At 66.4% G+C, this 13,303-nt stretch carries 10 protein-coding genes; 7 read left to right on the top strand and 3 right to left on the bottom strand.

The window, feature by feature from the left end:
• Positions 1–34: 34 nt before the first annotated feature.
• From PIN01S_RS17405 to PIN01S_RS17395, 3 genes are all read right to left on the bottom strand, one after another.
• On the bottom strand, positions 35–1,684 hold the full coding sequence (locus tag PIN01S_RS17405; protein WP_084337266.1) for an acyl-CoA dehydrogenase family protein: 1,650 nt from the start codon (positions 1,682–1,684) through the stop codon (positions 35–37).
• Positions 1,681–2,331 (bottom strand): TetR/AcrR family transcriptional regulator, encoded by a 651-nt coding sequence (locus PIN01S_RS17400; RefSeq protein ID WP_084337264.1) that lies wholly within the window; start codon positions 2,329–2,331, stop codon positions 1,681–1,683. The genes PIN01S_RS17405 and PIN01S_RS17400 overlap by 4 nt, the downstream gene beginning before the upstream one ends.
• 163 nt (positions 2,332–2,494) lie before the next feature.
• Positions 2,495–4,888 (bottom strand): hybrid sensor histidine kinase/response regulator, encoded by a 2,394-nt coding sequence (locus tag PIN01S_RS17395; protein WP_084337262.1) that lies wholly within the window; start codon positions 4,886–4,888, stop codon positions 2,495–2,497.
• Between the two features lie 249 nt (positions 4,889–5,137).
• Between PIN01S_RS17395 and PIN01S_RS17390 the strand changes: the two genes are divergently transcribed.
• From PIN01S_RS17390 to PIN01S_RS17360, 7 genes are all read left to right on the top strand, one after another.
• Positions 5,138–5,935, top strand: coding sequence for a hydroxymethylpyrimidine/phosphomethylpyrimidine kinase (locus PIN01S_RS17390; protein WP_084337260.1), 798 nt, complete (start codon positions 5,138–5,140; stop codon positions 5,933–5,935).
• Entirely contained in the window at positions 5,932–6,561 is a 630-nt protein-coding gene (gene thiE / locus PIN01S_RS17385; protein WP_084337258.1) for a thiamine phosphate synthase, read from the top strand. The genes PIN01S_RS17390 and thiE overlap by 4 nt, the downstream gene beginning before the upstream one ends.
• Before the next feature lie 56 nt (positions 6,562–6,617).
• Positions 6,618–7,928 carry a glutamate-1-semialdehyde 2,1-aminomutase gene (gene hemL, locus PIN01S_RS17380; protein WP_084337256.1) on the top strand — a complete coding sequence of 437 codons (1,311 nt, stop codon included), beginning with the start codon at positions 6,618–6,620 and terminating at the stop codon, positions 7,926–7,928.
• 10 nt (positions 7,929–7,938) lie between these two features.
• Entirely contained in the window at positions 7,939–8,583 is a 645-nt protein-coding gene (locus tag PIN01S_RS17375) for a DUF6962 family protein (RefSeq protein ID WP_084337349.1), read from the top strand.
• A 91-nt stretch (positions 8,584–8,674) separates the two neighbouring features.
• A complete protein-coding gene (locus PIN01S_RS17370) occupies positions 8,675–9,223 on the top strand; it encodes a tetratricopeptide repeat protein (protein ID WP_084337254.1) in 549 nt (182 codons plus the stop codon).
• A gap of 68 nt (positions 9,224–9,291) precedes the next feature.
• Entirely contained in the window at positions 9,292–10,308 is a 1,017-nt protein-coding gene (locus tag PIN01S_RS17365) for a class I SAM-dependent rRNA methyltransferase (RefSeq protein WP_084337252.1), read from the top strand.
• Between the two features lie 90 nt (positions 10,309–10,398).
• Entirely contained in the window at positions 10,399–13,302 is a 2,904-nt protein-coding gene (locus PIN01S_RS17360) for a DUF748 domain-containing protein (protein WP_084337250.1), read from the top strand.
• The last annotated feature ends 1 nt before the right edge of the window (position 13,303 follow it).

Raw genomic sequence — 13,303 nt, 5'->3', positions numbered from 1 at the left:
GGGCGGCCCCGAGGTCAAGCGCCAAGGCCGTCCGTCACATGGGATGCGGCGTACTGCGGGCCACCAGCGCTTCCACATCGATGCCCCGCGGCAGGGTGCCGTAGACCCGGCCGCCCTGGCCCAGACGGCTGGCGAGGAAGGCATCGGATACCGTGGCGTTGCCGGCCTCCAGCAGCAGCTTGGCCTGTAGCGCGATGGCGACGTCTTCGGTGAGCTGGCGCGCGCGGTACTGGATGTCGTCGGTGTCGCGGAACGCCGTCTGCAATTGAGCGATGTGCGCCTTCAGCCGGGCATCGCCGTGACCGTCGCCGAGCTCGGCGAACAAGGCATCGAGCACACCCGGCTCCTTCGACAGCGCACGCAGCACATCCAGGCACTGGACGTTGCCCGAACCCTCCCAGATCGAGTTGACCGGCGCTTCGCGGTACAGCCGTGGCAGGACGGTCTCCTCCACGTAGCCGGCGCCGCCCAGGCACTCCGAGGCCTCGTTGATCATCGCCGGGGCACGCTTGCAGATCCAATACTTGCCGATGGCGGTGACCAGACGGGCGAACTTCTCTTCCTGCTCGTCATGGGCATGGTCGAGCGCGCGGCCCATGCGCATCGTCAGCGCCAGGGCGGCTTCACTCTCCAGTGCGAGGTCGGCGAGCACGTTCTGCATCAGCGGCTGCTCGGCCAGCACCCGGCCACCGACCTGACGGTAGGCACAGTGATGAGCGGCCTGGGTCAGAGCCTGACGCATCAGCGCACTGGAACCGATCATGCAGTCGAAGCGGGTCAGCGCCACCATCTCGATGATGGTCGGCACGCCGCGCCCTTCCTCGCCAATCATCCAGGCCAGCGCGCCGCGGTATTCCACTTCGCTGGAGGCGTTGGACCAGTTGCCCAGCTTGTTCTTCAGGCGCTGCACGTAAAACTGGTTGCGCGTCCCGTCCGGACGATGGCGCGGCAGCAGGAAGCAGCTCAGACCCTTCTCGCTGTAGGCCAGGGTGAGGAAGGCATCGCACATCGGCGCCGAACAGAACCACTTGTGGCCGACCAGCTCGTAGGCCTGGCCTGGCCCGGGAATGCCGACCGGATAGGCCTTGGTGGTATTGGCCCGCACATCGGTGCCGCCCTGCTTCTCGGTCATGGCCATGCCGATGGTGACGCCGGCCTTCTGCGCCATCGGCACGTTACGCGGGTCGTACTGAGTCGCGACGATCTTCGGCACCCATTGCTCGGCGATGTCCGGCTGCAACTTGAGCGCCGGCACGCTGGCGAAGGTCATGGTCAGCGGACAGCCCGTGCCGGCCTCGGCCTGGGTGTGCAGGTAGGACAACCCGGCACGCGCCACGTGGGCACCGGCGCGCGGGTCGGTCCAGGGCAGCGAGGGAATGCCGTGTTCGATGGCCGTGCGCATCAGCTCGTGATAGGCCGGATGGAATTCCACCAGGTCCTGGCGATGGCCGTAGCGGTCGTGACTCTTGAATTCCGGCTTGTGCTCGTTGGCCAGGAAGCCGGCGGCCATCAGCGGTCCGCCGGCCAGCGCCCCGTAGGTATCGAGCCGCTCCTCCGCCCATCCGCCATGGAAGCGCCGTACCCACTCCTGCAGAGGCAGGTCCACACGGTACAGGTTTGTCCCTTCCAGCGGCGGGACCTGATTGAACACGTCATGGGTTTCGGCGTACTGGTGCAGGTTCATGGCGTCGGGTCCTCAGGCAGACGCGCGCCCAGGGCGCGCAGGCAGAAAGTGACCAGGGCCTGGCTGACAGCGGCCAGGTCGGGTTGGGAGTGGCCCTCTTCGCGGGCCGCACGGGCCGGGGGCGAAAGCGGGCCGACCAGGGCTTCGGCGATGGCGCCGACCAGACAGGCCGAACTCACGCCGAGCAGCGGAGCCTGGAATGCACCGCTGCGCACGCCCTCTTCCAGCAAGTCGCCGAACAGCTCGGCATAGGCTTCGCGGTAGAGCAAACGCTGCTCGTCGACCTCTGGATCGACCGGTTCGGCGATCAGGGCGAAGGCCAGGCGACGACTGTGCCAGGCACGCGCGGCGAACTGTCGGAGCCCCGCGGCAAGGCGCGCCTCCGGGGTTCCCGGCCCGCGCAGCACGGCGCTTAGCGCATCCACCTCGCGCTGGCTGGCACGGGCGAAGACTTCCGCGGCGAGTTCGCCCTTGTTGCGGAAATGACGATACAGGCTGCCGGTGGCGATACCCACGTCTTCGGCAAGCCCCTGCATGGTGAGGGCGGCGAATCCCCCTTCGGCGACCCGTGCCAGTGCGCACTCGAGGATGCGCTCGCGCAGGGCCTGGTCGCGGTCGAGTCGGGCGGCGGTGATGCGATAGACCATACTCTGAATCCGAATTCACTGAATGACTTCAGTGAATCACGCTTCAGAGCTTGGAAAAAGCGGGATTTCGGCCAAAAAATCCGTGCATACGGCAAAACCGCCACAGTCACTCCAGGAAATCGCCTGAGCCGAGGCTCAGGCGAAGCTACTAGCGCTTAAGCGCTTAGTAGCGGGCTGGCGTACACAGCACCCAATCGTGCAGCAGCATTTGCAGGGCCTCGAACTTCACCGGCTTGGCCAGGTAGTCGCTCATCCCGGCAGCCAGGCAGCGCTCCCGGTCGCCGCTGTGGCTATGGGCGGTGATCGCCAGCACAGGCAGGTCCTGGCACTCTGGCAGCAGGCGCAGCGCACGGCAGGTCGCGAACCCGTCCATGATTGGCATCTGGCAGTCCAGCAGCACCGCATCCACCGGCTCGAAGCGCAACAACTCCAGGGCCTCGGCGCCGTTGTCGGCGGTGCGTACGCGGTAGCCGAGCTTGAGCAGCATGCCGCGAGTCACCAGTTGGTTGATCGCGTTGTCCTCCACCACCAGCACGGTGCACTGCTCGGGCCGGCGCAGCGCCTGGCCGCCGGCGCGACGGGGAGGCGGCGGTAACTGCGGGCCGTTCAGCGGCGGCAGACCAAGCACCAGGCTCAGGCGGAAGCGGCTGCCCTGCCCGGCCCGGGATGAATGGCTGAGGCTGCCGCCGAGCAGCTCCACCAGTTGCCGGCACAGCGCCAGACCGATGCCGAGCCCGCCGTATTCGCGGGTCAAGGAAGCATCCAACTGGCGGAACTGCTGGTACAGCGATCCATCCGTCGGGGTATTGAAGCCGATACCGCTGTCGATCACTTCGATCTGCAGCGCCAGCGTCTCGCTCGTCGAGGCGTCGCCACGCCCTATCCGCAGGGTCACACCGCCGTGACTGGTGAACTTGAGAGCGTTATCGAGCAGGTAACCGAGGCTCTGCGCCAGCTTGCCGGCATCGCCCTGGACGATGTCGGGCAGCGTCTCGTCCAGGTCCAGGGTAAAGCTCAGCCCCTTCTCTCCGGCTCGTGGCGCGAACTGGGCGCGCAGACCGTCGAACAGCGAACGCAGGCTGAACGGCTCGCGGCGCGGATAGAGCTTGCCGGCCTGCAGTTCGGTCAGCGCCAGGATGTCGTTGACCATGCGCATCATGTCGCGTGCCGAGCTGGCCGCGGTGCGCTGGTACTGCGCCAGCTCGATATCCATGTTCACGGTCTGCATCAGTTCGAGCGAACCGATCACACCGTTCATGGGGGTGCGCAATTCGTGGGTGACGGTGGCGAGGAACTCGTCCTTCAGGCGGTTGCTGTCGGCCAGCTCCCGGTTCAGCGCCTCCAGCTTGCGGCCGGACTCCTCGAGGATACGCGCACGCTCCTCTTTCATGGCGTTGATCCGGTCGGCTAGCGCGAGGGACAGCAGCCCCACCTCCAGCGCCGAGCCGATCTGGCTGGCGTACATGGTGAGGAACATGTTCGGCAGGTAGCCCAGCACCATCAGCGTGTTGACCACGCCGCCCAGCAGGAAGGCAGTCCAGGCGAAGATGAAGTAGCGCGCCACCCGCAGGCCGCGCAGCCAGGCGATGATCCCGGCGCTGAAAATCACCACGGTGAACAGCAGTGCCAGGTAGGTGGCGAGCCGCAGGGCCACGGCGTAGCTGACGGTGAGCGCCAACACCATCACCGCGGCACCGAACGCCATCATCAGCAGCAGGACGCGGTCGACCCAGGGGCTGTGCTCGCCGGTATGCAGGAAACTGCGGGCGAACTGGCAACCGAACAGCGCCGCCGAGCCGATCAGGAAAGGCGTGGCGGCGTTGGCCCACCAGGGGTTGTCCGGCCAGAAATACTGGATGCCGGCGCCGTTCACCGAGACCTGATAGAGACCGAACGAGGCGATATAGAGGATGTAGTAGAGGTAACTGGTATCGCGGACGCTGAGAAAGATGAACAGGTTGTAGACCAGCATCACCAGCAACACGCCATAGATGATACCGAGCACATAGATGCGTCCGGGCTGGTCTTCCAGGTAGGCATCCGGGGCCCACAGGGTCAGCGGCGCCTGGATCGAGCCCTGGCTTTCCACGCGCAGGTAGAGGCGCTGCGGCTGGTTCGGCTGAAGGTTGAGTTCGAACAGGTAATTGTTCTGCTTGATCTGCCGGCTGGAGAACGGCAAGGCGTCGCCGGTGCGCTGGGCCAGGCGGTATCCGCCCTGGCCGTCCGGCAGGTAGAGGTCGAGGTGGTCCAGCGGCGGGTAGGCCAGTTCCAGCAGCCAGGTGCGCTGGCCGCCGAGGCTCAGCGGACGATAGTCGAGATCGATGCGCAGCCAGAAGACCGAACGCGAATAGCCGGCATTGAGCACCGGCTGGTCATGGCGACGGAAACTGGACTCCAGCGCCGGCGACGCGATCTCGTCGATGCCGGCACCGCCGCGCACGTCCTCGAATACTTCCATGACCTGCCCCAACGGCAGGCTACGGGTGTTTTCATCGAATTCGACGGCACCGGCCAGCAGTGGCAGCAAGCCGAATAGAAGGAAAAGGAAATGCCGCATGGAGCCCCACAGGAGGACTGTCGCGCCTCGTCGGAGAGCCCCACTCCCTCCTGCTGACGAGCCACGCAGAGCCTGGTTGTACGAATGCCGCTCACTCTAGCACAGCAGCGAAACAGCTGGGATCGGTGACACAACGGAAGCGAGCGTTACTTAGACTTCCATCTGCGCCCTCTCTCACACCCGCACTGAAGGCGCCGCGCTCATCCGCCACGGTCCTGCATCGGCTGATTAGTGGTAAGCTCGCCCCCCATGACTACCTCACCCTCCCGTCCCGTCGTCCTCTGTCTCTCCGGCCACGACCCCAGTGGTGGCGCCGGTCTGCAGGCGGACATCGAAGCCCTGCTCGCCCAAGGCTGCCACGCCGCCCCGGCGGTCACCGCACTGACCGTGCAGGACACCGTCAACGTTTCCGACTTCCGCGTCCTCGACCGCGACTGGGTACTGGCCCAGGCCCGCGCCGTGATCGCCGACCTGCCAGTCGCCGCGGTCAAGCTGGGCATGCTCGGCTCGGTGGAAATGGTCGATACCGTGGTGGAGATCATGCAGGCCCTGCCCGGCGTGCCGCTGGTCTGCGACCCGGTGCTGCGCGCCGGCGGCGGCGGCGCCCTGGGCAAGGACGACGTCGGCTACGCCATGCGCGAGCGGCTGCTGCCCATCGCCCGGATCGCCACGCCGAACCTGCCGGAAGCCCGCATTCTCGCCGAACTCCCGGAGGGTACGGCGGACCAGTGCGCGGAAAAGCTGCTGCCATTCGCCGAGTACCTGCTGATCACCGGTGGCCATGGCGACGAACAGGAAGTGCACAACCGCCTGTACGGGCGCGATGGCTTGCGCGAAACCTTCACCTGCCAGCGCCTGCCCGGCAGCTACCACGGCTCCGGCTGCACCCTGGCCAGCGCCCTGTCCGGCCGCCTGGCCCTGGGTGAGGAGCTGGTCAGCGCGGTGCGCTCGGCCCTGGACTACACCTGGCGCTGCCTGCGCGACGCCGAAGCACCGGGCCGCGGCCAATACGTGCCCCGCCGCCTGCCCCTGGATTTCTGCTCATGAAATTGCGCGGTCTCTACGCCATCACCGACAGCCAGTTGCTGGCCGACGGCAAGCTGCTGCCCTACGTGGAAGCAGCGCTGGACGGCGGCGCACGCCTGCTGCAATACCGCGACAAATCCGATGACGACGCCCGTCGCCTGCGTGAAGCCGAAGCGCTACGCGCTCTCTGCGAGCGTTATGGCGCCACCCTGATCATCAACGACGATGCCGAACTGGCGGCCCGCCTCGGCGTCGGCGTGCACCTCGGCCAGACCGACGGATCGCTGTCCGCCGCCCGCGCATTGCTTGGTCGCCAGGCGATCGTCGGCGCCACCTGCCACGCGCAACTGGAGCTGGCGGAACAGGCGGTCCGGGAAGGCGCCAGCTACATTGCCTTCGGCCGCTTCTTCCAGTCCAACACCAAGCCGGGGGCGCCGGCTGCGACGCTCGAGCTGCTGGAGCAGGCCCACGCACGCTTCAGCCAGCCCATCGTCGCCATCGGCGGCGTGACCCTGGAGAACGCGCCCGAGCTGATCGCCCGCGGCGCCAGCCTGGTCGCGGTGATTCACGCGCTGTTCTCCGCCTCCTCCGCTGCCGAGGTGGCCAAGCGCGCCCGCGCCTTCAGCGAACTCTTCGCCACCCCCTGATTCCTGCCACGGTGGAGCCGCGCCAGCGCCTCCACCCCTTCTTTCGAGAGGCCCGCATGTCCCGTTCCGAAACCCTTTTCGCCGATGCCCAGAAGCATATCCCCGGCGGCGTCAACTCGCCGGTTCGCGCGTTCAAGAGCGTGGGCGGCACACCGCTGTTCTTCAAGCATGCCGCCGGCGCCTACGTCACCGACGAGGATGACAAGCGCTACGTCGACTACGTCGGTTCCTGGGGCCCGATGATCCTCGGCCACAGCCATCCCGAGGTGCTCGACGCGGTACGCCGCCAGCTCGAGCACGGTCTGTCCTACGGTGCCCCCACCGCGCTGGAAACCGAGATGGCCGAATTGGTCTGCTCGCTGGTGCCGTCGATGGAAATGGTGCGCATGGTCAGCTCCGGCACCGAAGCCACCATGAGTGCCATCCGTCTGGCCCGTGGCTATACCGGCCGCGACAGCATCATCAAGTTCGAAGGCTGTTACCACGGCCACTCCGACAGCCTGCTGGTGAAGGCCGGCTCCGGTGCCCTGACCCTGGGCGTACCCAGCTCCCCTGGCGTGCCGGCTGCCTTCGCCCAGCACACCCTGACCCTGCCGTTCAACGACCTCGACGCGGTCGCCGAGACCCTGGCCAAGGTCAGCGGTGAAGTCGCGTGCATCATCGTCGAGCCGGTGGCGGGCAACATGAACTGCGTCCCGCCGGCTGCCGGCTTCCTCGAAGGGTTGCGCAGCCTGTGCGACCAGCACGGCGTGGTGCTGATCTTCGACGAAGTGATGACCGGCTTCCGCGTCGCCCTCGGCGGTGCCCAGGCCCACTATGGCGTCACTCCGGACCTCAGTACCTTCGGCAAGATCATCGGCGGCGGGATGCCAGTGGGCTGCTTCGGCGGCAAGCGCGAGATCATGTCGTTCATCGCCCCCCTCGGCCCGGTCTACCAGGCCGGCACGCTGTCGGGCAACCCGCTGGCCATGGCCGCCGGCCTGACCACCCTGCGCCTGATCAGCCGTCCCGGCTTCCATGCCGAGCTGACCGCCTACACCAGCCGCATGCTCCAGGGCCTGCAGGACCGCGCCGATGCGGCCGGCATCCCCTTCGTCACCACCCAGGCCGGCGGCATGTTCGGTCTGTATTTCAGCGGCGCGGACGACATCATCACCTTCGCCGACGTGATGGGCAGCGACGTGGAGCGCTTCAAGCGTTTCTTCCATCTGATGCTGGAAGGCGGCGTGTACCTGGCGCCAAGCGCCTTCGAAGCCGGCTTCACCTCGATCGCCCACGGCGATACCGAGTTGAAGATCACCCTGGATGCCGCCGAACGTGCCTTCGCCGAACTGAAGAAAGCACCGCCGGCCAGCACCATTCGCTGACGGCATGCCCATGCAATACAGCACGGCCTTGTCCGATGCCCTGCTCGCCCTGGCCTGCCTGGGCGCGGTAGTCTGGCTCCGCAAGGCCCGCTCGCGCTTCGCCGAGACCGACCAGCCGGCGCTGTTCTGTGCCCTGCTCGGTCTTCTGTTGCCCGCGGCGGCGGCTCTCAGCGGCGCGGTCCGTTACGGGCTGACTGCGGACTGGCGCGAAGCGCACGTCCTGCTCAGCCAGGCCAGCGCCTTCCTCGGCCTGCCGCTGCTGGGGGCCGCCGCGCTGAGCCTCGGCCGTGGCTGGGCGTGGAGCCGTCCGGCCTGGGGTCGCCTGGTTCTCGGCCTGTGTGTGTTCTTCGAGCTGGCGCGGCGAATGAATCTGCTGGAGGACTATCGTCTCCTGCTCAATCTGGCCAGCCTGCTGCTAATCCTCTATACCGGCGCGATCCAGTGGCCGCGCCGTGCCCCCGTGCTCGCCGGAGCCTTGGTCAGCGGCCTGTTCCTCCTGGCCGGGCTGGCGGTCGGCACGTCGGGCGTCCTCGGCCCGCTGCGCCGCGTCGACCTGTTCCACCTGTTGCTTGCGGTCGCCTATCCGCTGCTGGCTTGGTTGCTGTCGTCGCTTCCCGGTGCCGATGCGGCAAAAAGGCCGGTAAAGGCTTTGTAAGGAAGCATCGCCTTATTTCATAATGTGACGGCTGGCGCGTTTCGCCGGCCGGGCCCATCGCCCGCCCTGACCCTGAGGCGCTTCGATCCCCATGAACCGCACCGGCCGCACCCTGACACTGGGCTGCCTGTTGCTTCTTTTGTCACCGCTCGCATCGGCGGGCGGCAATTCCCTGCTGATCCCGGCAAGTGGTCGCTGCGCCCTGAACACGCTGCCCGAAGACCTGCCGGAAGCCCTCGCCGCCTGCCAGGACCTGGCCAGGAGCGGCGATAGCCAGGCGCAGTACGAACTCGGCCTGTTCTTCTACGAAGGCAAGCAGACACCACGGGACCTCGACCAGGCGCTGAACTGGTTCGAACAGGCCTCGCTCAAGGGGCACGCCGACGCACAGTTGCGTCTCGGCAACATGTTCTTCCGCGGCGAAGGTGTGCCGGCCAACAATGTGCAGGCGTACATCGTGCTGAAGATGGCCGCGGTGAACGGTTCCGATGAAGCCATGGACGTGGCCGACCGGGTAGCCGCGCAGATGCGCCGCAACGAGCTGGATATCGCCAGTCAGGTGCTTGGCCAGATTTTCCGCAACTACCTGATCGAACTGCAGACCGTCGACGGCGGCTCGCCTTTCGCCCCACTGCCCTGAGCGCAGGTGCCGAACCGGGCGCCGTTCCCCTGTTAGACTGCACGCCCCCTTTTTCCGAGGCGAAGCGCATGCCCTCCTTGAATCAGGCGCTTCGCGCCGCCCTCGCCGCCCGCCGCGACCTGCTGACCGATCTGCACGCCCAGGGCACCGACTGCTACCGCCTGTTCCATGGCAGCCAGGAGGGCGAGCCCGGCCTCACCCTCGACCGCTACGGCCCGCAGTTGCTGGTGCAGAGTTTCCATCAACCGCTCGATCAGGCCCGGCTGCCCGAACTGGAGGCCATCGTCGCTGAATTCCTCGGCGACAAGCTGTTGCTGGTCTACAACGACCGCTCCGGCGGCAACTCACGGATCGACCGCAGCGCCACCAGCCATCGAGCGGACGCCGAGGCCCTGGACGACCTCGTCGGCCATGAGTGGGGCCTGAATTATCGGGTGCGCGGGCGGCACGCCGGACAGGACCCGCTGCTCTTCCTCGATCTGCGCAACGCACGCGGCTGGGTCAAGGCGAACAGCGCAGGCCGCTCGGTGCTCAACCTGTTCGCCTATACCTGCGGCGTCGGTCTCTGCGCCGCGGCAGGCGGTGCGCGCGAGGTCTGGAACCTGGACTTCGCCGAGGGCAACCTGGCGGTCGGCCGGGAAAATGCCGCGCTCAACCCGGACCTGGCGCCGATGCGCTTCATCCAGTCCGACTACTTCCCGGCGATCCGCCAGTTGGCCGGGTTGCCGATTTCCCGCCGCCATGGCCAGCGCCTGCCCAGCTATCCGCATCTGGATGAGCGTCGCTTCGATCTGGTCTTCCTCGATCCGCCAGCCTGGGCGAAAAGTGCCTTCGGCACCGTCGATCTGCTGCGCGACTACCAGAGCCTGCTGAAACCGGCGCTGCTCGCGACCGCCGACGACGGTGTGCTGGTCTGCTGCAACAACCTGGCGAAAGTCCCGCTGGCCGAGTGGCGCGACCAGGTGCTGCGCTGTGCCGCCAAGCAGGGTCGCACGGCCCGGGAATGGGAGGTGCTGGCGCCCGCCGCCGACTTCCCCTCGCAGGATGGCAAGCCGCCCTTGAAGACCTTGGTTCTGCGCTTCTGAGCGCGACGCGAAAGGGAGGTCGTCACACAAAGGAACCTGACGTCCGTGCCATACTCCAAGCACTTTTTCGGCGGATGGTTGACGTCGCTTATGACCAAAGGATTGAAACGCACCCTCGGCGGACTGGTGATCGCCGTCCTGCTGTACAGCCTGATCGGCTTTCTGATCCTGCCCGGGGTGGCGCTGCACCTGATCAACCAGCAATTGGCCCAGTACGCCAGCGTACCCAGCCGGCTGGAGCGTCTGGAGTTCAATCCATTCAGCCTGGAGTTGACCCTCTGGGGCCTGCGCATCGGCGAAGCCGGCAGCGAACCCCTGGCATTCCAGCGCCTGTACCTGAATTTGCAGGCAGACAGCCTCTGGAGCGGCGCCCTGCACCTGGCGGACATCGAACTGGACAGCCTGAGCGCCGATGTCCTGTTCGCCAAGGACGGCCGCCTGAACCTGATGCAACTGTTCGTCTTGCCCGCCGGCACCGAACCCAAGGCCGAAGAACCGGCGTCGGAACCCTTCCCGTTGCGGGTCGGCCGCATCCAACTGGCACGCGGGCGCCTGCATTTCCAGGACCTGCGCCCGAGCGAGCCCATCGAATTCCTCTACGATTCGCTGGATTTCGAGCTGCATAACCTCAGCACGCTGCCCGACGACAACGCCGACATGACCTTGGTCGCTACCGGTCCGCGCGGTGGGCGGATCGACTGGAAGGGTCAGATCAGCCTCGTTCCGCTGGCCTCCAGCGGCGCGCTCAAGGTGACCGATCTCGACATGAAGGGTTTCTGGCCCTACGTGCAGGATGCCGTTCCCCTTGCGCTGGAAAAGGGCACGCTCAGCCTGAGCACGGACTACCGGGTGAACCTCGCCAAAACCACCCAGGCGCGGTTGGATAACCTCCAGCTAGCCCTGGCCCCCTTCGCCATCAAGACGGCGGACGACCGTCCACTGCTGCGCCTGGAGCGCCTGGACGTGGCCCAGACCTCGGTGGATCTGGCGAAGCAGCAGGTGGTGATCGGCCAGGTCCGCAGCCAGGGCCTGGAAACCTGGGCCGCCCGCGAAGCCGATGGACAATTGGACTGGCAGAAGCTGTTTGCCGACCGCCCCGGAAAGACCGCTCCCGCCGAGGCCAACGGCACGCCAGCCAATGAACCCGGCAAGCCCTGGCAGGTGCTGCTGCGCGATGCCCAGTTACGCAACTACCGCGCTCATTTGGCCGACCGGGTGCCCAAGGACGAGGTCACGCTCGACCTCGGCCCGCTCAACGTCGATGTGCGCGATTTCGATAGCCTCGGGCAATCGCCGTTCGCCCTCAAGCTGGATACCGGCCTCGGTCGCCAGGGCCAGCTCCAGGCGGAAGGCAACGTCCGATTGAGCCCGGTGAGCGCCCAGCTCAAGGTTTCCACCCGTGATATCGACCTGCGTATCGCCCAGGCCTACCTGGCACCATTCGTTCGCCTGGAACTGCGCAGCGGCCTGCTCGGCAGCGACCTGAACGTCGACCTGAAAAGCACCGAACCGCTGGCCTTCAGCGTCACCGGACGGGCCGAAGTTCACCAGTTGCACACCCTGGACACGGTGAAAGAACGCGACTTCCTCAAATGGCGCCAACTGTCCCTCGAAGGGCTGGACTATCGCCACGGTGACCAGCTCACCATCGCCAAGGTGGACCTGGCCCAGCCCTATGCGCGTTTCATCATCAACGAAGACCTCAGCACTAACGTCAAGGAGCTGCTGATCCCGCAGCCGGACAGCCCGGCCCCGGCGAACGCGGTGGCGACTCAGCCATCGCCGGCAAAGCCCCTGGGCATTCGCATCGGTGAGATCGTCATTGCCGACGGTTCGGCCAACTTCGCCGACTTCAGCCTGACCCCGAGTTTTGCCACGGCGATCCAGCAGCTCAACGGCCGCATCGGCACCCTCGACAACCGCCAGTCGCTGCCCGCGAAGGTCGAGGTGAAGGGCCGGGTGGATCGCTACGCCCCGGTGAGCATCCAGGGCAGCCTGACGCCGTTCGATCCGCTGGAGAAGCTGGACATCCAGACCAGCTTCAAGCGGGTCGAACTGACTACCTTGACGCCCTATTCCGGCAAGTTCGCCGGCTACCGCATCCGCAAGGGCCGCCTCAACCTGGACCTGCATTACCGCATCGAGAAAGGCCAACTGAACGCCGAAAACCGCGTGGTGCTGGAGCAACTGCAGCTCGGTGAGCGGGTCGACAGCCCCGACGCAGTGGACCTGCCGGTGCGCCTCGCCGTTGCGCTGCTGAAAGACACCGAAGGCAAGATCGATATTGCCCTGCCGGTCAAGGGCGACCTCAACAATCCTCAGTTCCGGGTCATGCCGATCGTCTGGCAGACCCTGCGCAATCTGGTGCTGCGAGCGGCCCAGGCACCGTTCAAGTTCGTCGCCGGGCTGGTCGGCGGCAGCGACGCAGACCTCAGCCAGGTCAGCTTCGCCGCCGGCAGCCCGGCACTGGACGACGAAGCTCGCAAGACGCTGGACACCTTGGCCGATGCCTTGAAAAAGCGGCCGGCGTTGCGCCTGGAAGTCGAAGGCTTGAGCGCTATAGCCAGCGATGGGCCACACCTGGCTGAACAGCGTCTGGAGCGGGAATACCGCAGCACCTATTACAAAGTTCTCCAGCGGCGCGGCGACAAGGTGCCCGCCGATGCCGACCAGTTGGTCGTTCCGGAAGATGAAAAGGGCCCGTTGCTGGAGGGCATCTACCGTGCCCGCCTGAAACAGCAGCCCCCAGCCGAATGGGCTGAGCTGGACAGCGAAGAACGTGCGCGCCGGTTGCGCGATGGCGTCCTCGCCTCCTGGAGCCAGAGCCAGTTGCTGTTGCGGCAGTTGGCTCAGGCCCGGGCCTCTCATATCAAGGAATACCTGGTGGACCAGGGTGGGCTGGAGGACGAACGCATCTACCTGCTCGACGTGAGCACCGGCGAAGCGGAAACTGACGGACGGGTTTCCACCCCTCTACACCTGGACAGTGAATGAC

Origin of the sequence: Pseudomonas indica NBRC 103045 (assembly GCF_002091635.1) — a bacterium.
GTDB lineage: Bacteria > Pseudomonadota > Gammaproteobacteria > Pseudomonadales > Pseudomonadaceae > Pseudomonas_M > Pseudomonas_M indica.
Note: the sequence above shows the minus strand (reverse complement) of the source record. Positions and strands in the feature narration are given on the sequence as shown.